This is a genomic window from Litoreibacter halocynthiae, from assembly GCF_004365635.1.
Lineage (GTDB): Bacteria > Pseudomonadota > Alphaproteobacteria > Rhodobacterales > Rhodobacteraceae > Litoreibacter > Litoreibacter halocynthiae.
In genome coordinates this window covers 1,378,703-1,400,299 of the sequence record NZ_SOBH01000001.1, presented here as the reverse complement: position 1 = coordinate 1,400,299, position 21,597 = coordinate 1,378,703, and the positions used below count along the sequence as shown (strand labels likewise).

The following is a 21,597-nucleotide window of genomic DNA, read 5'->3' as shown; positions in this document are numbered from 1 at the left end:
GTGCGGTGCGCGCATGGGCAGGCGCAACGAAAAAGGCCGCCCCGAAGGACGGCCTTAAATCTGCGAGAGTTTGGAAGAGGGGCTTACGCCTCGTCTTCGCCTTCCTCTGCGGCTGGGGCTTCAATCGCCTCGGCCAGATCGTCGTCTTCGGAAGCGGCAGCACCGATATCGTCGAACAGTTCGGCGATTTCGAATTCTGCTTCTGCTTCTGCTTCAGCGGCCAGTTCCTGAATGGATTTGCCGGAGGCTTGCAGTTCTGCTTCCTCGACCGAGCGGGCCACGTTCAAAGAGAATGTGGCTTCGACTTCGGGGTGCAAACGCACCGTCACATCGTGAACACCGAGGTACTTGATCGGGCGTTCCAGCACGACTTGACCGCGGTCGATTGTGAAGCCTTCAGCCGTTGCGCTGTCTGCGGCGTCACGGGTGGTGACGGAGCCGTACAGAGCGCCGGCGTCAGATGCCTGACGAATCACGATGAACTGTTGGCCACCAAGTTTGTCAGCCATTGCTTCGGCTTCTTTCTTGGTCTCCAGGTTGTTGGCTTCAAGCTGCGCTTTTTGCGCGTCGAAGACAGCCTGGTTGGCTTTGGTGGAGTTCAACGCCTTGCCTTGCGGCAGGAGGAAGTTGCGGGCGTAACCCGCTTTTACGTCTACGATATCGCCCATTTGGCCGAGTTTCGCGACGCGTTCCAGAAGGATAACTTGCATGTGCTTTGCTCCTTACTTCACTGCGTAGGGCAGCAGGGCCAAGAAACGTGCGCGTTTGATGGCACGGGCCAGCGCACGCTGGTTCTTGGCACCAACAGCGGTGATACGCGAAGGGACGATTTTGCCACGCTCGGAAACATAGCGTTGCAGAGTGCGGGTGTCTTTATAGTCGATTTTCGGGGCGTTATCACCCTCGAACGGATCGGACTTACGACGGCGGAAAAATGGTTTAGCAGCCATGGTTTAGCTCCTTAAGTTCAGGTCAACAAAATCAGTTGCGAGGGCGGCGTTCACGCTCGTCGCGCTTCTGCATCTGGACGGACGGGCCTTCTTCGTGCTCGTCGACCTTGATGGTCAAAACACGCATGACATCGTCATGCAGGCGCATCAGGCGTTCCATCTCCTGCACGGCTGCGGCTGGCGCATCCGAGCGAACGAAGGCGTAGTGGCCCTTGCGGTTTTTGTTGATCTTGTAGGCCATGGTTTTCAGGCCCCAATACTCGTGCTCGACAACCTTGCCGCCATTGTCCGACAGGACGGCGGAGAAGTGCTCGATAAGACCCTCAGCTTGTGTGTTGCTCAGGTCTTGGCGCGAGATAAACACGTGCTCATACATTGGCATGTGTAATTCCTCTTACTTTTCAGGCGTGCTTCATAGGACGGGCAATCAAGACCTTCGCACCCATCCACGAGTGGCATCGCGGTTCAAATAGTTTCACGAAGGTCCGCGCGGTATAGCAGGGATCGGGCAGGGCGCAAGGGAATTGGGCGCTTCAGCAGCCGTTAATCCGACCAGCGATTGCAAGGAACAACAACATGTCCACCACAAGCAGCACATGCCAGAACGCCAGCGCCAGCAAAAAGGCCAGTGCGCCGCGCCATATGCCCATCGGGAACAGCTGGAAATACAGGCGGACAGAGGCGATCCAGTAGACCAACAGGGCAACAAAGATCACGGTGGTTTGAACCTCGTTGAGCATGTCAATCAACGGGTCTTGCGCGATCAGATCGTTCAGATGCTGGATTTTGGCGCCGATCCCGTTTTCGCAAGTGGTCAGGCCCTTGTGATACATCGCGTATAGCTGCGGCGAGAGCACCTTGAACGCCCCGTAGAACAGCAAGGCCGCAAACGTTGTGATGGTGACGTATATCCCGTTGAAGTAGAACCCCAGCCGCATCAGGCGTTTGAGGTCACCCTCGTAGCGGCAAATTCTCCATGCCAACGCAAAACTGACGAAGCCCATCAGAGATAGAAACGCCGCATGAATGCACAAGATCACCACGCGGCTCAGATCGGTCAGGCTGTCCCCAAGCACCAGCGTGATCAGCACCGCATTGGTGAGTAACGCAGAGCCTAGAAACAGAACGGAGCTGCGAAATCCGCTGTCGTGGCGCACGCGGTAAGATATCTCGTGGATGGGCCGTAGCAGCGCCGCGCCCAGCAATTGCCAGAAGCGCAAGTAGTCGTCCAAATACTCTTTGATGAGGCCAATCATCTGCCCATCCCGCGTGCTGAAAGCCCGACTGTACCATTTTGACGGCGAGAATGGTGGATATTTGCACCCGTGAATAGGTCTACCCCGTATTTACGCACACAAACTGTTGATTGCCGCCGGATTGCTTTTCGCTACCGTTCCACGATTTTAAGGGATGACGACTTTATTTCCTTGAAAGGATAAACAAACATGAAGACTTTCGCTCTTGCCACAGCCTTCGCGCTGGCCTCCACTGCCTCTTTTGCTGCCGACAGCTATACGCTCGACGCCAGTCACAGTCAGGTTGTGTTCAACTACAACCACCTCGGTTTCTCCACGACTTACGGCATGTTCTCGGGGTTCGAGGGCGAGATTTCCTTTGACGACGCCGATCCGGCGGCGTCCTCGGTGAGCGTTTCCATGCCAGTGAAAAGCATGCTGACAGGCTGGGAGAAGCGCACAGGGCACTTCATGTCACCTGACTTCTTTGGTGCAGAGGATGGCGACATGGTCACCTTTACCTCGACCGGCATCGAAGTGACCGGCGATGCGACCGCCAAGATCACTGGCGATCTGTCGATGAATGATGTGACCAAATCAGTGGTGTTGGACGCCAAGCTGAACAAGTCGGACACGCATCCGATGGCGGGCAAGCCTTGGTTGGGCTTTGACGCGACCACAACGCTGCTGCGCTCCGACTTCGGTCTGGGTGCGTTCGCACCAGCCGTGAGCGATGAGGTTCAGGTTATGATCTCCATCGAGGCGCAAAAAGCCGAATAATCCGGTTACTCAACCGTTAAAGCCCCGTCCGGCGTGAAGTGCCGGGCGGGGCTTTTTGCGTTTTGAGGCCATTGCAGGCCGAACGGCGATTGACAGTATTCTCGGAAAACGGCACAAATTTTGAAATTATAATAAAATCTTGAAATTTGCGCTTGGGAGGGCCTGATGACAGATCAAATGACTGCTGCGGTCATTGGGCTCGGCTCGATGGGGTGGGGTGCTGCGGTATCGCTGCTGCGCGCTGGCATTGCCACGCGAGGCGTAGATATCCGCGCCAACGTGTTGGATAAATTCACCGCCGAGGGTGGCACTAGCTTTACCTCAGCGAGCGCGGCCTGCGCAGGGGCGGATGTGGTTTTCATCTTCGTCGTGAATGGAACGCAAGCCGAGGACGTTCTGTTCGGGTCAGGCGGCGCAGTTGCGGCGGCGCAGGATGGCACCGTTTTTGTGACCTGTGTGACGATGGAGCCATCGCGAGCGGTCGATCTGGCGGCGCGAGTGGAAGCGGCTGGTATGTTGGCTATCGACGGTCCAGTCTCCGGCGGCTCGGCCAAGGCGTTGAACGGCGAGATGACGATCATGGCGTCGGGCCGTGCGGAAGCGTTTGACAAGGCGCAGGCCTGTTTGGACGCGATTGCGACCAAGGTTTACCGCTTGGGCGACGCGGCAGGCAAAGGCTCGCAGGTCAAGATGATCAACCAGCTCTTGGCCGGCGTCCACATCGCCGCCGCCGCCGAGGCGCTGACTTTGGGGGCGAAGATCGGGCTTGATCTGGGGATGTTGCACGAGGTCATTCAGGAATGTGCCGGCAACTCGTGGATGTTCGGCAATCGCGGCGCGCATATCGTGGCGGGCGACTACACACCGCATTCGGCTGTAGACATCTTCGTCAAGGATTTGGGCATCGTGACGGGCGAGGCGGCGGATCATCCGGTGCCTTTGTCGCAAACCGCGCTGGCGCTGTTCAAGGAGGCCTCCGCCGCGGGCATGGGCCGCGAGGACGACGCGGCGGTGGCAAAACTGTTGGCCACAAAGGGCGGCATCAAACTGCCGGGCATGTCATGACCGTTCTCGGCTGCATCGCGGATGACTTCACGGGGGCGACCGATCTGGCGGGGTTGCTGGCACGATCCGGCGTGAAGGTGAACCTGCATATGGGCGTGCCTGACGCGCCGCCGACCGACACCGCCGCCTTCGAGGTGATCGCCCTCAAGTGCCGCACGGAGCCTGCGCCCGATGCCGTGGCCGAATGCCTGCGGGCGCTAGACTGGCTGAAGGCTGCGGGCGCTGAACGCTTCTTTTGGAAGTATTGCTCAACCTTTGACAGCACGGCGGACGGTAACATCGGCCCCGTGGCGGAGGCATTGATGGATAAGCTGGGCGCGGAGCAGACGATCTACTGCCCCGCATTTCCCGAAAATGGACGCTCGATCTTCATGGGCAACCTGTTTGTGGGCGAGCAGCCCTTGGCGGAAAGCCCCATGAAAGACCACCCGCTGACGCCGATGCGCGACAGCAACCTGATGCGCCTGCTGGAGCCGCAGGTGACGCGCCCGGTTGGGCTGGCGAACCGCTTGGTGGTCGAGAAGGGGGCGGATGCCCTGCGTGACCGCTTGGCGGAGTTGCGAGCCGAGGGCGTGGCGCATGTGGTCGTGGATGCGGTGTCAGATAGCGACCTGCGCGTCATCTCGGAGGCCTGCCGCGACATGGTGCTTTTGACCGGCGGCAGCGCCGTGGCGATGGCGTTGCCGGAGTTGTATTTGAAAGACGGAACGCTCAAAGCCGACGCGCCAAGGATGCAAGCGCCTCAATTGGCTCAGGGCGCAATCGTGTTGTCGGGCAGTTGCTCTGCCATGACCCGAGCGCAGGTCGCGGCGTATCTGGAACAGGCGGAAGGCTTCCGTCTGGACCCGCTGGATCTGGCGCAGAACGGCGCGGGCGCGGCGCTGGCTTGGCTGGAAAAGCAACCGTTGGACAGCGCCAAGATCATCTACGCCACGGCTGAGCCCGCGTCGGTCAAGACCGCGCAGGACAAGCTGGGCGTCGCCAAGGCGGGAAACGTGGTCGAGGAAGCCTTGGCCGCGCTCGCCGTGAAGGCCCGCGATCTGGGCGTGCGGCGTTTTGTGGTGGCGGGGGGCGAGACCTCTGGTGCTGTGACCAAGGCGCTTGGCGTGACGCAACTGACCATCGGCGCGGAGATCGCGCCCGGCGTGCCGTGGTGCTTTGCCACAAGCGACGGGCACGACATTGCCGTGACCCTCAAATCAGGCAACTTCGGCGCGGAAAGCTTTTTTGCCGACGCGCTGGCAAAACTCTAGTTGCGGGTGGCGGTCAGGTTGACCGTCACGGCCACGTCAAAGCCCACGGAACTTTCGTCGGGATAGGTCTCGCCAATGTTGAAGCTGGTCCGGTTCAGCCGCGTCTGGCCCTGCATCACGGCGGTATCCCCGTCGATTTGTAGCGAGAAGGGCAGATTCACCGGCACCTCCATGCCTTTCAAGGTCAGGGTGCCGTTCGCGGTGTAGGTGAGGCCATCTTCCAGAATATCCGCCTTGAACACGGCAGTGTCATGGGTCTGCGCGTCGAAGAAATCCGGCCCCATGGCTTGCGCGGTGACGGAACCGAGACTGAGCGAGCCGATTGCGACCTGCACCTCCACATCGCCATAGACGCCGTTCGCGTCCGGCTCCTCGGTGAAATTGATGGCGGCGGTCCAGTCGGCGAAGCTGCCTTCCACATCGCTGCCCAACTGGCGTACGGTGATCGCCAGGGTGCCGTCCTGCACGGTCCAGCCGCTTTCGACCGCCGCGAGCCTTGGTACGCTGTCCTGCTCGGTTGCGGCGAACAGCCCAAGGTTGACGCCAACCACCAAGGCCAGCATGTATGCACCCACCGCGCCGATGATCGGCAGGGCGGAGCGGTGTTGTTCCGGCACGCTGTCCGGCTCGGTGGTGCCGGGGAGCATACGTTTCAAGGTGATGTCGCGGTCGATGAAGTGGTGCTTTAGCGCGCCCGCCACGTGCAGGATGATGGAGATCGCCAAAACCCGCTCGAACACGATGTGCAGGGAGGCAAAGATATGCGCGAAACTGTCGTCCTTCGGCACGAAAGGCAGGCCTTGCCCGAACGGCCACCAGATCGGCGCGAATCCGGTGGTCGCGGCGTGGTGAATCCACCCCGTCAGCGGCACCAGCACCAAGGCGGCGTAGAGCGTCCAGTGGACTAGCTCGGCCAGCATGGCTTCCAGCCGCTTGTCGGCGTTCAGCAACGCCGGTTTGGACTGCGAAATGGCCCACGCGATGCGGGCCAGCGCGGTGAAAAAGATGAACACGCCGAGCGTCTTGTGGATCGAGAACATCTGCGCCTTGAACGCCAGCGCCTCGCCGGTGTCATAGGGCAGGCCATTGGCGTAGATGCCCAGCGGGATCATGGTGATGATCAGCAGGGCGATCAGCCAGTGGAAACTTTTGGTGACGGCCCCGTAGGTCGTCGTGCTGTTGCCGCGCATGGGATGTTCCTGTTTCTGGTCGAGCGCCAAACTAGACGCGAAGGGCGGGAAGCTGAATGCACGAAACTGTGCATCGCTGCGACCGGTGGTTGTTCAGGTCGCGTCGGGATCGACCAGGTCGGTCTGTATCCATTCGCGGCTCAGGTGAATGTCGATGCTTTCCAGACGGCCCGGTCCGAGGTTCTCGTATTTATGCGGGACCGCAGCAGGGCCCATCAAAACGTCGCCTTCGGAGGCCTCGATCACCTTGTCGCCGATGGTGAAACGGGCGCGGCCTTTGCGGATGACAAAAATCTCGTCATAGGGATGCACATGCCATTTGGGGCCGACACCGACCTCGTCGGTGGCGTAGAACAAGACCGTGACGTCGGAATCGATCAGCGCGCCTCCGACCACGCCTTTCCAGTCGTCCTTGTCCGACTTCCAGTCGGCATGTTTCACGTGTTGGGCGGGTTTTTGCGGTTTCATCTTACAATCTCCCTTGTTGGCTGTCGGACGCGCCTGACCGGCTTAAAGTTGGTGCAAAGCGATGCCGAAACTTAGGGCAGCTTTCTTTGAGTGACCATCTATAACATGGCCTCGAAACTGCGAACCGGCGCACAGGTTTTGTGCGCGAAGCACCGCGCGGTGCTTGTGAGGGGGCATCCGGTCGGCTAGACCTTTAAAAAACACCACAGACGAACAGGGGAGCAGCCATATGCGCGCATTTGTATTTCCGGGCCAAGGGGCCCAGACCATCGGGATGGGGCGCGATCTGGCCGATGCCTATCCAGAGGCCAAAGCCGTGTTCGACGAGGTAGACGACGCCTTGGGCGAAAAGCTGTCTACCCTGATCTGGGAAGGGGAGCAGGACACGCTGACCCTGACCCAAAACGCCCAACCCGCGCTGATGGCGACGTCCTTGGCGGTGATGGCGGCGTTGAAATCCGAAGGGGTTGGCGTTGACGCGGCTTCTTTCGTGGCGGGGCATTCGCTTGGGGAATACTCGGCACTCGCGGCGGCAGGGTCCATTTCCGTGGCAAACACCGCCCGCTTGCTGCGCACGCGCGGCTTGGCGATGCAGGAGGCCGTGCCGGTAGGTGTTGGCGCGATGGCTGCGTTGTTGGGCTTGGACTTCGAGACGGTTCAAGCCGTGGCCGAGGAAGCAGCGGGCGATGAAGTGTGCCAAGCCGCCAACGACAATGATCCCAGCCAAGTCGTGGTGTCCGGCCACAAGGGCGCCGTGGAGCGTGCGGTGGAGCTTGCCAAGGCGCGCGGTGCCAAGCGTGCGGTGCTGTTGCCTGTCAGCGCGCCGTTTCACTGTGCCTTGATGGAACCCGCAGCGCGCGCGATGGCCGAAGCCTTGGACGATGTGGATATCGAGGACCCTTCCGTACTTTTGGTAGCGAACGTATTGGCGTCCTCGGTTAGCAGTTCATCAACCATCCGTACGCTGTTGGTCGAGCAGATCACCGGCTCCGTCCGGTGGCGCGAAAGCGTGGAATATATGGGTGCGCAGGGCGTGACCGAGATGTGGGAGGTCGGCGCGGGCAAGGCCCTGTCCGGCATGATCCGCCGCATCAACCGCGATATCGCGACCCGCGCCATCGGCACGGCGGATGACGTGAAAGCCGCTGTGGAAGCGCTGAATGCTTAAAGCCCGTCTGCTCTCGCTCGCCCTCGTGGCGGGCTGCGGGACGGTGGAGAACATGTCCCAGACCCTGAATATGCAGGTCGACGGGCAAAGCCTGCGCATGGACGGGGTCATCAATACGCGGGCGCTACGGCAGTTTGTGCAAACGCTAGATGACAATCCCGGCCTGCGTGAGGTGGTTCTGGGCCGCATTGACGGCTCGCTGGACGATGAGGTGGTGGCCGAAATGGGCTACACCCTGCGCGAACGGGGGCTGGCGACGCGGATGCTGCCAAGCTCGGAAGTGTTTTCCGGCGGGGTGGACCTGTTTCTGGCAGGGGTGCAACGCACGGTGCCTGCGGGCGCTGTCGTGGGTGTGCATGAGTGGGAAACAAGCTTCGGCTCGGCGCGGGACTATCCGCGGGGATCAAAGCAGCACGAACCGACGCGGGGCTATATCGAGGATATGCTGGGGTCTGACGCGTTCTACTGGTTCACAGTGGAGGCCGCGTCGTTCAACGAGGTGCATGTCATGACCCGAGGCGAATTAATCAGATACGGCGTGGTTACGCGCTGAGACTACTTTAAGAAAGGGCAGTAAGATGTTTAACCTAGAAGGAAAATCGGCGCTTGTAACGGGTGCGTCCGGTGGGATTGGTGGAGAGATTGCCAAAATCTTGCACGCGCAAGGGGCAACGGTCGCCCTGTCCGGCACGCGGGTGGAGCCGTTGGAGGCCTTGGCGTCAGAGCTGGGCGAGCGCGCGCATGTGCTGCCCTGCAACCTGAGCGATTTCGACGCCGTCGACGCGCTGCCCAAGCAGGCAGTCGAGGTCATGGGCGCGGTGGACATTCTGGTCAACAACGCCGGCATCACCCGCGACAACCTGTTCATGCGCATGTCGGATGAAGAATGGCAGTCGGTGATCGACGTCAACCTGACCTCGACCTTCAAGCTGTGCAAAGGCGTGTTGCGCGGCATGATGAAGGCGCGGTGGGGGCGGATCGTGAATATCTCGTCGGTTGTGGGGGCGACGGGCAATCCGGGGCAGGGCAACTATGCGGCATCCAAGGCGGGCATGGTGGGTATGTCCAAATCGCTGGCCTACGAGGTCGCGTCGCGGGGGATCACCGTCAATTGCATCGCGCCGGGGTTCATCACGACGCCAATGACCGAGAAGCTGACGGATGACCAGAAATCCGGAATCCTTGGGCAAATTCCTGCTGGCCGGATGGGCGATGCGGGCGAAATTGCGGCAGCTGCCCTCTATCTTGCCAGCGCTGAAGCGGGCTATACTACGGGCACTACGCTGCATGTGAATGGCGGAATGGCGATGATCTAAGCGCTGCGATGCAGCGATTTCGCTTTGGCTGAATGAGGGTTGTATAAGCGTTTGCGTTCCCCATTTGGTATGCTATAGGCGGCGCAGATCAGCTGGGGGGAAACCTTTGGCAGCCGCATTTGCGGCGAGATAACAGGCCAAATGGCCAATACCAACTGGGTAGGGTAACTTGCCCGCCACCAATCGGGCAAACCCCGAGCAAATACGAGGAATACAACATGAGCGATATCGCAGACCGCGTTAAAAAGATCGTTGTCGAGCACCTTGGTGTAGAAGAAGACAAAGTTGTTGAAAACGCATCGTTCATCGACGATCTGGGCGCAGACAGCCTCGACACCGTTGAGCTGGTTATGGCGTTCGAAGAAGAGTTTGGCATCGAGATCCCAGACGACGCTGCAGAAACCATCCAGACTTTCGGCGACGCAACGAAATTCATCAAAGAAGCTTCCTAAGCTTTAGCTTACAGTTTTGACGAGATTAAAGATGGCGTCCCTTGGGGCGCCATTTTTTGTTTGGGGTAAAGATATTTAGCAATGGGCTGCGCGGACAAAACCGCCATCTAATTTGAGACCGAAGGTGATGTGTTATCTAGCATCGCGAGTTATGGTTCCTAAGATAAGCCCGAACGGAGTCCGATATGACTGAACCTCTGACGTCCGCGCCAGTCCTTGAAACGGAGCGCCTGACCCTACGCGGACCGCTACAAAGCGATCTAGCTGAGTTTACCCGTTTCTTGACGAGTTCACCGAGGATGCAGGCTCAGGGAGAAACGGGCAGCAAAGAAGAAGCCTGGTTTGGCTTTCTAATAGGGATCGGTCACTGGCAATGGCACGGGTTTGGATTCTTTACGTTGGTTGAACGTGGACAGGGCCTGCCCATAGGTCGTGTCGGGCTACTTAAGCATTCAAGTTGGCCCGAAGTTGAATTGGCGTGGCATCTTTTTGAAGGAGCAGAGGGCAAAGGATACGCAACGGAAGCTGGGCAGGCAGTTCGTAGCTGGGCGTATCAAACCCACGGATTCAATCAACTGGTTAGCTACATTGATTGCGACAATCATCGTTCGCAAGCGGTTGCGAAACGTCTCAGAGCGAAGACCGATGGCACGCGTGCTGATCACGATCCGGAAGCTGAAGTTTGGAAACACCTACCTGAACCCATATAATTACTTTGGACTCGGAGCGGACGTTCACCGGTCCCGCTTTGGGAGCAAGTTGCCTTACCCCAACTTCCCCTCAATCCATTCCCGCATATGTGGTCGATAGAACGCCAGTTCCTGCGCGACTTGAGGCAGGGTTGCCATCTGCGTGCGGTAGGTGCGGACGGTGCTTGACCAGTGCAACGGAGGGAGGACGGTGTGGGTTTCCATCAGCTCCAGCCACTCCAACGTGACGATCAGGCCGCAATCGCTTAACCAGAGGCGGTCGCGGGGGAGCGGGCTGCGGTCTAGCAGCGTGCTCAGGGCGGTGAGGCGTTTGGTGATCTCTGCGTGCGCTGCCTCTATTTCAGATGCAACGCGCGTTGCCGGAGCGACGTTGGAGAACAGCAGGCGCAGGGCGGGCTCCAGCCTTGTATCGTGGAAGCGGGACAGCTCGCGCGATTTGGCACGCGGGATCAGGCCTTCGGGCAGCATGGCGGGCGTGGGGTGCTTTTCCTCAAGGTATTCGGCGATCGCCTCGCTGTCGGTGAGGGTGAGGTCTCCGTCCACAAGTGCTGGCAGGTTGCCCGAGGGGACCAGCGACAGGTAGTTGGCGGGCGGGGCCAGATCGCGCCACTCCAGCCCCTTGGTGCGCAGGGCAAGGCGCAGTTTGGCGCAATAGAGGGAGTGGTCGACCGAATAGGCCTTGAGCATATTAGCGCACGCCTGCGTTCAGGCGTTCCAGCACGTCGAGGCCCTGCATCTTCAGGAAATGCAGCATGTCGATGATCACCCAGTTTTCGGCCAACTTGTCCCCATCACGGCGGTAGATATCGACCACCCGCATATCGGCAGGTTTACCCGTGGCGGGGAGACCGAGATAACCGCCAATCGGGGTGACGGTCAGGTTGGGCCAACCAAAGAAGCCGCAATATTTGCCTTCGGCAAAGCGGGCGACGTGGCCATTGAAGATGCGGTCCGCCAACTGGGTTCTGAACGGGGCCTGATGCTGGGTGATGTAGCGGTCGATGGTGTAGGTGGCGCCGATGCCGTGGGGGCCGTACCAGATCATATCGTCGTGCCAGTTTTCCGACATCTCTTGCTGCGGGGTCAGGTAGGTCTTGGACTTGCCTTGCAAGACCTCGTTGGCCTTGGAAATGCTGTTGGCCATTCTGTTGACGAGGGCGAGGGTGGTCTTGCCCTCGTCCGGACTACTGGAGGACAGCAGCAGCCCGTCATTGGTCATCGGGCCGGGAACGATGAAGGCCGCGCCTGTTTGGGGCGGCAAGGGATCGACGCCGGCTTGCGCCATCACCGACAGGACATCGCAAAACAGCGCGGTCTCGGCGATCTTGCCGTTCTCGATCCGGTGGAATTCGGCGTAGCGCAGGAAAGCCATCTTTCCGGTGGGCGGGATGCCCAGCCATGGCGCGTCGAACAGGCCCATGAAATGCCCCATCGAGCAGGTCCATGTGGCGGTGAAGCCGTCGATTTCGTTGAGGCCTGCGAAAAAGATGTCCTCGCGCCGTTGAAGGCTGGAGAAGGCGTTGAGGAGCGGTGCCCAGAAGGCCTGCATCGCCGCCCCGGCACTTGGTTGCCGGTTGAACGGGTGGACGCCGCGCCAGTGGAAGTCCGGCGATGTATGGGCTTCTAGCCGGTCGAGGCGATCGGACGGGGCGGCTTGGTCGAAATCGGCCATGTAGGCGCGGGAAATGGCTTTTTCGGCGGTGAAATCTGTCATGGCGACCTATAAAGTTCGGATTCACGCTAGGAGTGCCGTTCATTTCATGTCCCCGCAAGGGAAATTGGCCCGAAGTTGCGCGATCCGCCGCCTTTGGATGGTGAATATCCAACGCGATACCTTGCCCCTATGGGTCGTGGACGTGTAAGACCCGAAGGATAAACCTTGTGCTACAGGATAAAGGGGTGGGTATGCGTCGAGTTGTGATTACCGGTCTTGGAATGGTGACGCCTTTGGGCGACGGCGTGGAGACCACGTGGAAGAATGCGCTGGCGGGGAAATCCGGCGCGCGCACCATTGAGAAGTTTGACGCCTCGCATCTGGGGACCGGCTACGCCTGCGAAGTTCCGCGTGGCGAAGGCGCGGGCGAGTTCAACGCCGACGCCTATATGGAGCCCAAAGAGCAGCGCAAGGTGGATGATTTCATATTGTACGGCATGGCGGCCGCGCAGCAGGCGGTGGAAGACGCTGGCTGGACGCCGGATGACCAGCACGAGCTGGAGCGCACGGGCGTGATGATCGGTTCTGGCATTGGCGGCTTGTCTTCGATTGCGGACACGGCTGTTTTGATCAAGGAGCGCGGTCCCCGTCGGGTGTCGCCGTTCTTTATTCCGGGCGCTTTGGTCAATCTGGTGTCGGGGCAGGTGTCCATCCGCTACGGCTTTAAAGGGCCGAACCATGCGGTTGTGACCGCGTGTTCCACCGGCGCACATGCCATCGGTGACGCGGCGCGGCTGATCGCGCTGGACGACGCGGATGTGATGATCGCAGGTGGCGCTGAGAGCCCGATCTGCGAGATCGGGATCGCCGGTTTCAACGCGTGCAAGGCGCTGTCGACGGCGCATGCGGACGACCCGGAGAAGGCCTCGCGGCCATGGGATGCAGACCGCGACGGGTTTGTCATGGGCGAGGGCGCGGGTGTCGTGGTTCTGGAGGAATACGAGCACGCCAAAGCGCGTGGCGCGAAAATTTATGGTGAAGTGTTGGGCTATGGGCTGTCAGGTGATGCGCATCATATCACCGCGCCGCCACCTGACCATGAGGGCGCGGAGCGGGCCATGCGGGCTGCGGTGAAGCGGGCTGGCATCGAGCCAGCTCAGATCAACTATATCAACGCGCATGGCACCTCGACCATGGCGGACACCATTGAACTGGGCGCGGTGGAGCGGCTGCTGGGTGATGCCTGCAAAGGGGCGACCATGTCGTCCACCAAGTCGATGACCGGCCACCTGCTGGGAGCCGCTGGCGCGATTGAAGCGATCTTCTGCATTCTGGCGATGCGGGACAACATCTGCCCGCCGACGATCAACCTTGATAATCCCGCCGTGGATACCGACATTGATTTGTGTGCAAACAAGGCGGTAAAGCGCGACGTTAATGTGGTTTTATCCAACAGCTTCGGCTTTGGCGGCACCAATGCCTGCCTGATCATGGGAAAAGTGTAAGCCCCTTATGTGGAAATCCATCGCCTCGAACTTCCTGACGCTGTTCATCCTGCTACTGGTCGCCGCTGGCGCGCTGGTGGGCTGGGGACAGGCGCAATACACCAAGACCGGCCCGCTGGAGGACGCGATTTGCGTGCGTGTCCCTTTAGGCGGCTCAATGGCGCTGGTTTCGCGGGATCTTGAAGCAAAAGGTGCCGTGTCGAACGGGCGGATTTTTCGCATCGGTGCGGACTATGCGGACAAGTCGCAACAGTTGAAAGCGGGCAGTTTTCTGGTGCCTGCGGGCGCGTCTATGCAGGAGATCGTGGATGTTGTGACCCGTGGCGGGCAGAACACATGCGGGACGGAAGTGGTGTACCGCATTGGCGTGACCTCGCGCAGCGCTGTGGTGCGGGAACTGGACCCTGCAACGAACGAGTATATCGAGACGGCGAAGTTCACGCCCGGCGTGGATGATGTTCCTCAAGTCTATGTGGAGGCGCGGGACGACCGCGATGTGCGCTACCGTGTGGCCGTGGCAGAAGGGGTGACCAGCTGGCAGGTCGCGGACAGCCTGCGCGCGCTGGATGTGATGGAAGGCGAGATCGAGGCAACGCCCGCTGAGGGCAGCCTTGCACCGGACAGCTACGAGATCAAACCGGGTGCTAGCCGCTCCGAGTTGATTGCAAAGATGCAGGCGGCGCAGGAGAAAATTCTGGCCGAGGCATGGGAAGCGCGCGATCCGACGGTGCCATTGGAGTCGCCGGAGGAAGCGTTGATTTTGGCCTCTATCATCGAGAAGGAGACCGGCGTTGCCGAAGAACGGCGTCAGGTGGCCAGCGTGTTCACCAACCGTCTGCGTAAAGGCATGAAGCTGCAAACCGACCCTGCGGTGATCTATGGGATCACCCGTGGCGAGGGCGTGCTGGGGCGCGGGCTGCGCCGGTCCGAGCTGGACCGCGAAACCCCGTACAACACTTATGCCATTCCGGGCCTGACCCCGACGCCGATTGCCAACCCCGGCCGTCTGGCGATCGAGGCTGCGCTAAACCCTGACGACACGCCGTATATCTTCTTTGTGGCGGATGGCACGGGCGGACATGCGTTCGCTGTGACCATTCAGGAGCACAACGAAAACGTTGCCAAATGGCGCAAAATCGAAGCGGAGCGGAACGCCAATAACTAGGGCGCTAACCCTTTGTTAACGAACAGCGTTCGCAGCTTTTGAGCGGGCGCAATTTCTTGACATTCGGGCTTTGATGAGGGATAAGACCTCTCAAGACGGAACAAGTGAGAAAGCGGCTCGGGTCACCAAGACCCAAGGCCGCTTTTTTCGTTTTCCGACCCCAGACCAAGCCTTTCCGCCACCGGTGCGGAAGGTAGGAGGCCGCATGACAGAGACCCCCGATCAAACCGGTTCGCCGGACCTATCGGTGACGAAAACAGTAGACGAGATTTTGGAGGACCTGACGGCGATGGCGCATGACCTGACCACAGATGTCAGGCGGGAATGGCGACGTGCGCGCACCGAGCGTTCGGTTCCTCCCGAGCTGAGACACAAGCTGAAGCACGAACTTCAGACCCTGTTGAACATGAGTAGAGACGCGGAAGGGAAATTAGATGAACACCGCAGAAAGCGTGCCGGACGAGCGGGAGAGTTTGCCGTCGACCTTGGGGCAGCCCGGACTGAGATCAGGCGCCGCCTTGATCGCATCCAAGCCGGACGAGATCCGCGAAGCGTTTCTTGAGGGGCTGAGTGACGAGGAAGCCTCGGCGCTGCCGTTCCTGTTCGATTTCTGGGCGCATCCGCATCAGCTTCCGCCTGCGGGCGACTGGCGGTCCTGGGTGATCATGGGCGGACGCGGCGCGGGCAAGACCCGCGCGGGGGCTGAATGGGTGCGGATGATGGTCGAGGGCGACATGCCCGGCGATCCGGGCCGCGCACGGCGCGTGGCGCTGGTGGGTGAGACCTTTGACCAAGTGCGCGACGTGATGATCTTTGGCGATAGCGGGATACTGGCGTGCTCGCCCCCTGACCGTCGGCCTGAGTGGCAGGCGACACGGCGGCGGCTGGTCTGGCCGAACGGGGCAATCGCGGAGGCGCATAGCGCGTCCTCGCCGGAGCATCTGCGCGGGCCGCAGTTTGACGCGGCTTGGGTGGATGAATTGGCGAAATGGACCAAGGCGCGGGAGGCTTATGATCAGCTGCAATTCGCGCTGCGTCTGGGGGACCGTCCGCAGCAGGTGTTTACCACCACGCCGCGCAATGTGACGGTGCTGAAGCAGATACTGGATGCAGGGTCGACGGTGGTGACCCATGCGCCGACCGAGGCCAACAAGGACAACCTTGCGGCGTCGTTTTTGGAAGAGGTGCGCAGGCGCTATGGCAACACGCGGATGGGGCGTCAGGAGCTGGACGGCATTTTGCTGGACGATCTGGACGGCGCCTTGTGGACTGCGTCGATGCTGGAGGATCTGCGCGTGACCGAGCTGCCCGATTTCGAGCGGGTGGTGGTCGCGGTGGACCCTGCGGTGTCGTCGAAGAAGGCGTCGGACGCCTGCGGGATCGTGGTGGCGGGGCTGGTGCGGTCCGGTAAGGACTGGGAGGCCGTTGTGATCGAGGACGCGACGGTTGAGGGGGCGTCGCCCACCGGCTGGGCGCATGCTGTCTTGGCGGCTTACGAGCGGCACGGGGCGGAGCGGATCGTGGCGGAGGTGAACCAAGGGGGCGATCTGGTGGAGACGTTGATCCATCAGCTGGACCCTGTGGTGCCGTACCGGTCGGTCCATGCGTCGCGGGGCAAGGCGGCAAGGGCGGAGCCTGTGGCGGCTTTGTATGAACAGGGTCGTGTGAAGCATTACGGCGCGTTGGGGCCGTTGGAGGATCAGATGTGCCAGATGACGGTAACGGGCTTTCAGGGCTCCGGCTCGCCGGACCGTGTGGACGCGCTGGTCTGGGCGTTGACGGAACTGATGGGGGCGGCGGCCCCGCAAGCGCGGATACGGACGCTTTAGAGCACCGTACGGTGGCGTAATGTGATGTTAGGGGCAGTGCGCTAGATTGCCCTTAACGACGCGATGAAGGGTTTCGGCCCTGATGCGACAGACAATTGAGGCCCCCATGGATTGCACCACGGGGGCCTTTTCTTTTTGGACGAACAGGAGCCGGATGATGGTGTTTGACTTTTTGCGGCGTGGACAGGCGGAGGTGCCGGAGGCGAAGGCCTCGGCCACGGGCAAGGTGCTGGCTTACGGCGGGCGCGGCATTGCCTGGAGCCCGCGGGACACGCCGTCGCTGACGCGCTCGGGCTTTGCGGCGAACCCTGTGGGGTTCCGGTCGGTCAAGATGATCGCGGAGGCGGCGGCGGCCTTGCCTTTGGTGTTGCAGGACGGGGCGCAGCGGTTCGAGAGGCATCCTGTGCTGGGGCTGATGTCGCGGCCCAATCAGGCGCAGGGGCGGGCAGAGATGCTGGAGGCGCTCTATGGCCAGCTGCTGCTGTCGGGGAACGGGTATCTGGAGGCTGTGGGGCTTGGAGAGGGCGTTCCGGTGGAGCTGCATGTGCTGCGCTCGGACCGGATGAGTTTGGTTCCCGGCGCGGATGGCTGGCCTGCGGCGTATGAATACGCGGTGGGCGGGCGCAAGCACCGGTTTGACATGACGGGGGAGCTGGCACCTATCTGCCATATCCGCAGCTTCCATCCGCAAGATGACCATTACGGGTTTTCCCCCTTGCAGGCGGCAGCGACGGCGATTGACGTGCATAACTCTGCCTCGCGCTGGTCGAAGGCTTTGCTGGACAACGCGGCGCGGCCTTCGGGGGCGATTGTCTACAAGGGCGGCGATGGCCAGCAAGCGATGACCAACGACCAGTTCGAGCGGTTGCAGATCGAGATGGAAGCGCATCATCAGGGCGCGCGGAATGCGGGGCGGCCGATGCTGCTGGAGGGTGGCCTGGACTGGAAGCCGATGGGGTTCTCGCCCTCGGATATGGAGTTCCAGAAGACCAAGGAAGCCGCGGCGCGCGAGATTGCGCAGGCATTTGGGGTGCCGCCGATGCTGCTGGGGATACCGGGGGATGCGACCTATGCGAATTACGCGGAGGCGAACCGGGCCTTCTATCGCCTGACCGTTCTGCCACTGGCGGGCAAGGTGCTGGGGGCCGTGTCACACTGGTTGGGCGAGCTGTCCGGTGAGGCGGTGACGCTGTCGGCTGATCTGGACCAGATTCCCGCATTGGGCGTGGAGCGGGAAGCGCAATGGGCGCGGGTCGCGGGGGCGGATTTCCTGAGCGACGCGGAGAAGCGGGTGCTGCTGGGACTGCCTGCGGAGGCGAGCTGATGGAGGACAAGGACCGCCCGCATAAGGGCGGCGGATCGCGCTACCTCTATGAGCCGTTTCAGAGTGGCGTCGAGGCAGCCCCTTTGCTGAAGCTGGAAGCGCTGGAGCGGGTGCAGGCGGAACGCTGGACCGCGCTGGACTACCGGCTGGGGCAGATCGAGACGCGGCTGGAGCGTCTGGACAGGCGGGTCTGGCTGACGATTTTCGGGGTAGCTGCGGCTGTTCTCAAGGAAACTGTGACCGGTGTTTTTCTGCCGTGACTGAACAAGGAAATACTATGATGTCAGACTATTACGGGCCGGAGCTGGAGCGCAAGTTTTGCCAGATCGGGGATCAGGTGGAGCTGGGCGCGAATGCCACGATCTCGGGTTATGCCTCGCTGTTTGGCGAAGTGGATCAGGGCGGTGACGTGGTGACAAAGGGGGCCTATGGCGCGTCGCTGGAGCGGCTGGCGTCGAGTGGCACCAAGGTGAAGCTGCTTTGGCAGCATGACCCGGCCCAGCCGATTGGCGTGTGGGATGAGGTGCGCGAGGACGCGCGGGGGCTCTACGTCAAGGGACGGCTGCTGACCGAGACGCGGCAGGGCTTAGAGGCTGCGGCCTTGATCGAGGCCGGCGCGATTGACGGGCTGTCCATCGGATACCGGACGGTGAAGGCCGAACGGGATGCCAAAGGCCGGAGGCACTTGGCAGAGCTGGAGTTGTGGGAGGTGTCACTGGTGACCTTCCCGATGCTCCAGACGGCGCGGGTGGGGGCGAAGGCCGACGACCTTGCGCCGGATACGACGGCGCAGGATCTGGCGGGCGTTTTCCGCACCCTGCGTCACACGCTCAGCGACGCCTGAGCACAACACGAAGCAACATGCAGGACATGACATGACCAAACCCGAGACAAAGTCCCGGGCCGGAGGGCGTATGCCCGATGGCAACGCTCCGGCTTTTGATCTGGCCGAGGAGATGGCCGGATTTATGAATGATTTCGGCCAGTTTCAGGCCGACGTTAAATCCCGACTTCAAACACAGGAAGACCGCATGACCCAACTGGATCGCAAGAATTTCGCCCGCGCGGCACGCCCCGCTTTGTCCACCGCCGTCGAGGCCGAGGTGCCTCACCAGAAGGCCTTTCAGGCCTATCTGAGAAGTGGCGATGACGATGGTCTGCGCGGCCTGCAAGTTGAGGCAAAAGGACTGACCACCGCCGTGGCCGCCGACGGTGGCTATCTGGTGGACCCGCAGACCTCGGACACGGTGGCGACGGTGCTGCGTTCGTCCGCGTCGCTGCGTGCGATTGCCAATGTGGTGAACGTGGAAGCCACGTCCTACGACGTGCTGGTGGACCATACCGAGCTGGGCTTTGGCTGGGCCACGGAAGCGGCGGCAACCGAGACGGACACGCCGCAGTTCGATCGCATCAGCATTCCGCTGCACGAGCTGTCTGCCTTGCCGAAAGCGTCGCAGCGCCTGCTGGATGACGCAGCTTTTGACGTGGAAGGCTGGCTTGCGGGCCGCATCGCGGACAAGTTTGCAGCGGCTGAAGCGGAAGCGTTCATCAAGGGTGACGGCGTGGACAAGCCCAAAGGGTTCCTGACGCATAACTCGGTTGCCGATGACGCGTGGACCTGGGGTAATATTGGCTACATCGCGACCGGCGTGGATGGCGACTTTGCCTCTGGCACACCGGCGGAGAGCATTGTGGACCTCGTCTATTCGCTGGGTGCCCGCTACCGCGCCAATGCGGCGTTCGTGATGAACTCCAAGACGGCAGGGGCCGTGCGCAAGATGAAGGACGCGGACGGGCGCTTCTTGTGGTCGGACGGTCTGGCGGCGGGCGAGCCTGCGCGACTGATGGGCTATCCGGTACTGATTGGCGAGGACATGCCGGACATCGCCTCGGGCACCACCGCGATTGCGTTTGGTGACTTCACTAAGGGCTACACCGTGGCGGAGCGCCCGGACCTGCGCATCCTGCGTGACCCGTTCTCGGCCAAGCCGCATGTGCTGTTCTATGCCACCAAGCGCGTGGGCGGTGATGTGTCGGACTTTGCGGCGATCAAGCTGCTGAAGTTCTCGAGCTTCTAGGCGGGCGGGTCGGGCGCGGATCGCCGCGCCCGACCCATATTCCCTGATTTTGAAACAGACCCGTTTGGAGATGGATGATGGAGCTGGTTGATCTGACCACCACCCCCGCCGAGGCTTTGCCCTTGGCCGCGTTCAAAGCGCATTTACGGCTTGGGTCGGGCTTTGCCGACGAGAGCCTGCAAGACGAGGTGCTGGGCGGGTATCTCCGCGCGGCGCTGGCCACGATCGAAGCACGCACTGGCAAGATTCTGTTCGAGCGGGTGTTGCAGTGGCGCCGGACACAGTGGGCCGCCTACGGGCATCAACCGCTGCCGGTGGCGCCCGTAACAGCGATTGCCAGCGTCGCGCTGCGCAGTGCTGATGGCGTGGTGCGCGAGATTGCCGAAGAGCTTTACGGGCTTGAGCGCGACACGCACCGCCCGCGCTTGTTTGCCTTGGGGCGCAGTCTGCCCGTGATTGCAGAGGGCGGCGAGGGTGTTGTGACCTTTACGGCGGGCTTTGGCCCGAGTTGGGATGACATTCCTGCCGATCTGCAACAGGCGGTGCAATTGCTGGGTGCGTATTACTACGAGCACCGTGACGATTTGAGCGGGCCCAGTGGCGTGATGCCCTTTGGTGTCGTGTCGCTGCTGGAGCCTTACCGCAACATCCGTGTGCTGGGTGCGCGCGCATGAGTGTGGAGTTGAACAGACGTCTGACGCTGGAGCACGCGGTCCGCGTGGCGGACGGGGCGGGGGGCTACACCGAAGCCTGGGTGGCTTTGGGTGATTTGTGGACGCGGGTGAAGGCTGGTTCGGGTCGCGAGCGGTTCGGGGCAGGGGTGACAGTGTCGACGGTGCCTTACCGGATCGTGGTGCGCGGTGCGCCCGTGGGATCGGATTCGCGGCCCAAGCCGGAGCAGCGGTTTCGGGAAGGGGCGCGTGTGTTCCGGATCGTCGGCGTGGCGGAGTATGACACGGACGCCCGCTATCTGACGTGCTTTGCCATAGAGGAGGTTGCGGGATGACCTATGCAGTTTCAGCCGCCTTGCAGGCGGCGGTGTATGGCGCGTTGGCGGGGGACAGTGACCTAAGTGCGCTGGTCGGTGGTGCCGTGTTCGATGCGGAGCCTGCGGGCAGCTTGCCGGATTTATACGTGACCTTGGGACCGGAGAATGTGCGGGCCGGGTCTGACGGATCCGGTGGCGGCGCGGTGCATGAGTTCGTGATTTCAGTGGTGACGGATGCGGCAGGGTTCTCGACGGCGAAGCAGGCGGCGGTGCTGGTCTGTGATGTGCTGATCGACGCGGAGTTGGCTTTGACGCGGGGACGGCTGGTGTCGTGCCGGTTCCTGAAAGCGAAAGCGGCCAGGGCGGAGCGTGGCAATGCCCGCCGGATCGACCTGACGTTTCGGGCGCGGGTGGATGACGGGTGAGCTTTGCGCCCGTGGTGGGCGGCGGAATTAGGTATTTTTGAA

Annotated in this window: 26 protein-coding genes; 18 read left to right on the top strand and 8 right to left on the bottom strand. The window is 61.4% G+C overall.

Translation table 11 applies throughout. The features are described 5' to 3' along the window. Positions 1 to 83: 83 nt before the first annotated feature. The 4 genes from rplI to BDE40_RS06780 all read right to left on the bottom strand — a co-directional run bounded on the left by rplI (position 84) and on the right by BDE40_RS06780 (position 2,206). Complete coding sequence (rplI, locus tag BDE40_RS06795) at positions 84 to 710, bottom strand: 50S ribosomal protein L9 (RefSeq protein ID WP_134013653.1); 627 nt, start codon at positions 708 to 710, stop codon at positions 84 to 86. A gap of 12 nt (positions 711 to 722) precedes the next feature. Then, the gene (gene rpsR / locus BDE40_RS06790) at positions 723 to 950 is read right to left on the bottom strand and encodes a 30S ribosomal protein S18 (RefSeq protein ID WP_073139131.1); all 228 of its coding nucleotides are present in this window, start codon (positions 948 to 950) and stop codon (positions 723 to 725) included. Between the two features lie 31 nt (positions 951 to 981). Then, a complete protein-coding gene (rpsF, locus tag BDE40_RS06785) occupies positions 982 to 1,332 on the bottom strand; it encodes a 30S ribosomal protein S6 (protein WP_121020945.1) in 351 nt (116 codons plus the stop codon). Positions 1,333 to 1,483: 151 nt separating this feature from the next. Beyond that, positions 1,484 to 2,206, bottom strand: coding sequence for a hypothetical protein (locus BDE40_RS06780; RefSeq protein WP_134013652.1), 723 nt, complete (start codon positions 2,204 to 2,206; stop codon positions 1,484 to 1,486). Between the two features lie 189 nt (positions 2,207 to 2,395). On the opposite strand from BDE40_RS06780, the gene BDE40_RS06775 reads away from it, so the two are divergent. From BDE40_RS06775 to otnK, 3 genes are all read left to right on the top strand, one after another. Then, a complete protein-coding gene (locus BDE40_RS06775) occupies positions 2,396 to 2,965 on the top strand; it encodes a YceI family protein (protein WP_134013651.1) in 570 nt (189 codons plus the stop codon). 165 nt (positions 2,966 to 3,130) lie between these two features. Then, positions 3,131 to 4,030 carry an L-threonate dehydrogenase gene (gene ltnD / locus BDE40_RS06770; protein WP_134013650.1) on the top strand — a complete coding sequence of 300 codons (900 nt, stop codon included), beginning with the start codon at positions 3,131 to 3,133 and terminating at the stop codon, positions 4,028 to 4,030. Continuing rightward, positions 4,027 to 5,283, top strand: a complete 1,257-nt coding sequence (otnK, locus tag BDE40_RS06765; RefSeq protein ID WP_134013649.1) for a 3-oxo-tetronate kinase — start codon at positions 4,027 to 4,029, stop codon at positions 5,281 to 5,283. Before ltnD ends, otnK begins: the two co-directional genes overlap by 4 nt. Here the strand turns inward: otnK and BDE40_RS06760 are convergent. Beyond that, a complete protein-coding gene (locus BDE40_RS06760; protein WP_134013648.1) occupies positions 5,280 to 6,473 on the bottom strand; it encodes a cytochrome b/b6 domain-containing protein in 1,194 nt (397 codons plus the stop codon). The two genes, otnK and BDE40_RS06760, sit on opposite strands and share 4 nt — an antisense overlap. Positions 6,474 to 6,566: 93 nt before the next feature. Beyond that, positions 6,567 to 6,941 carry a cupin domain-containing protein gene (locus BDE40_RS06755; protein ID WP_134013647.1) on the bottom strand — a complete coding sequence of 125 codons (375 nt, stop codon included), beginning with the start codon at positions 6,939 to 6,941 and terminating at the stop codon, positions 6,567 to 6,569. Positions 6,942 to 7,170: 229 nt separating this feature from the next. On the opposite strand from BDE40_RS06755, the gene fabD reads away from it, so the two are divergent. From fabD to BDE40_RS06730, 5 genes are all read left to right on the top strand, one after another. Continuing rightward, complete coding sequence (fabD, locus tag BDE40_RS06750; RefSeq protein WP_134013646.1) at positions 7,171 to 8,109, top strand: ACP S-malonyltransferase; 939 nt, start codon at positions 7,171 to 7,173, stop codon at positions 8,107 to 8,109. Continuing rightward, entirely contained in the window at positions 8,102 to 8,662 is a 561-nt protein-coding gene (locus tag BDE40_RS06745; protein WP_134013645.1) for a hypothetical protein, read from the top strand. The genes fabD and BDE40_RS06745 overlap by 8 nt, the downstream gene beginning before the upstream one ends. A gap of 25 nt (positions 8,663 to 8,687) precedes the next feature. After that, complete coding sequence (fabG, locus tag BDE40_RS06740; protein WP_134013644.1) at positions 8,688 to 9,425, top strand: 3-oxoacyl-[acyl-carrier-protein] reductase; 738 nt, start codon at positions 8,688 to 8,690, stop codon at positions 9,423 to 9,425. 218 nt (positions 9,426 to 9,643) lie between these two features. Continuing rightward, complete coding sequence (locus tag BDE40_RS06735; RefSeq protein ID WP_021100083.1) at positions 9,644 to 9,877, top strand: acyl carrier protein; 234 nt, start codon at positions 9,644 to 9,646, stop codon at positions 9,875 to 9,877. A gap of 185 nt (positions 9,878 to 10,062) precedes the next feature. Then, positions 10,063 to 10,587: a GNAT family N-acetyltransferase gene (locus BDE40_RS06730; RefSeq protein WP_134013643.1), complete on the top strand. Its 525-nt coding sequence runs from the start codon at positions 10,063 to 10,065 to the stop codon at positions 10,585 to 10,587. Positions 10,588 to 10,641: 54 nt separating this feature from the next. Here the strand turns inward: BDE40_RS06730 and BDE40_RS06725 are convergent, their stop codons facing one another. Further along, a complete protein-coding gene (locus BDE40_RS06725) occupies positions 10,642 to 11,274 on the bottom strand; it encodes a glutathione S-transferase family protein (RefSeq protein ID WP_134013642.1) in 633 nt (210 codons plus the stop codon). A 1-nt stretch (position 11,275) separates the two neighbouring features. Continuing rightward, entirely contained in the window at positions 11,276 to 12,301 is a 1,026-nt protein-coding gene (locus BDE40_RS06720; RefSeq protein ID WP_134013641.1) for a nuclear transport factor 2 family protein, read from the bottom strand. Between the two features lie 191 nt (positions 12,302 to 12,492). Between BDE40_RS06720 and fabF the strand changes: the two genes are divergently transcribed. The 10 genes from fabF (at position 12,493) to BDE40_RS06670 (ending at position 21,555) form a co-directional block, all read left to right on the top strand. Then, complete coding sequence (fabF, locus tag BDE40_RS06715; RefSeq protein ID WP_134013640.1) at positions 12,493 to 13,746, top strand: beta-ketoacyl-ACP synthase II; 1,254 nt, start codon at positions 12,493 to 12,495, stop codon at positions 13,744 to 13,746. 7 nt (positions 13,747 to 13,753) lie between these two features. Beyond that, positions 13,754 to 14,911 carry an endolytic transglycosylase MltG gene (gene mltG, locus BDE40_RS06710; protein ID WP_134013639.1) on the top strand — a complete coding sequence of 386 codons (1,158 nt, stop codon included), beginning with the start codon at positions 13,754 to 13,756 and terminating at the stop codon, positions 14,909 to 14,911. A 500-nt stretch (positions 14,912 to 15,411) separates the two neighbouring features. After that, positions 15,412 to 16,740 carry a DNA-packaging protein gene (locus tag BDE40_RS06705; RefSeq protein WP_134013795.1) on the top strand — a complete coding sequence of 443 codons (1,329 nt, stop codon included), beginning with the start codon at positions 15,412 to 15,414 and terminating at the stop codon, positions 16,738 to 16,740. A 157-nt stretch (positions 16,741 to 16,897) separates the two neighbouring features. Further along, positions 16,898 to 18,064: a phage portal protein gene (locus BDE40_RS06700; RefSeq protein WP_134013794.1), complete on the top strand. Its 1,167-nt coding sequence runs from the start codon at positions 16,898 to 16,900 to the stop codon at positions 18,062 to 18,064. After that, positions 18,064 to 18,324, top strand: a complete 261-nt coding sequence (locus BDE40_RS06695) for a GTA head formation protein, RCAP_rcc01685 family (RefSeq protein WP_134013638.1) — start codon at positions 18,064 to 18,066, stop codon at positions 18,322 to 18,324. The genes BDE40_RS06700 and BDE40_RS06695 overlap by 1 nt, the downstream gene beginning before the upstream one ends. A 20-nt stretch (positions 18,325 to 18,344) precedes the next feature. Then, entirely contained in the window at positions 18,345 to 18,908 is a 564-nt protein-coding gene (locus tag BDE40_RS06690; protein WP_134013793.1) for an HK97 family phage prohead protease, read from the top strand. A gap of 31 nt (positions 18,909 to 18,939) precedes the next feature. Next, a complete protein-coding gene (locus BDE40_RS06685; protein WP_134013637.1) occupies positions 18,940 to 20,142 on the top strand; it encodes a phage major capsid protein in 1,203 nt (400 codons plus the stop codon). Positions 20,143 to 20,216: 74 nt separating this feature from the next. Then, the gene (locus tag BDE40_RS06680; RefSeq protein WP_342775000.1) at positions 20,217 to 20,816 is read left to right on the top strand and encodes a head-tail connector protein; all 600 of its coding nucleotides are present in this window, start codon (positions 20,217 to 20,219) and stop codon (positions 20,814 to 20,816) included. Next, positions 20,813 to 21,148, top strand: a complete 336-nt coding sequence (locus tag BDE40_RS06675; protein WP_134013636.1) for a phage head closure protein — start codon at positions 20,813 to 20,815, stop codon at positions 21,146 to 21,148. The genes BDE40_RS06680 and BDE40_RS06675 overlap by 4 nt, the downstream gene beginning before the upstream one ends. Continuing rightward, a complete protein-coding gene (locus BDE40_RS06670) occupies positions 21,145 to 21,555 on the top strand; it encodes a DUF3168 domain-containing protein (protein ID WP_134013635.1) in 411 nt (136 codons plus the stop codon). Before BDE40_RS06675 ends, BDE40_RS06670 begins: the two co-directional genes overlap by 4 nt. Positions 21,556 to 21,597: the final 42 nt, after the last annotated feature.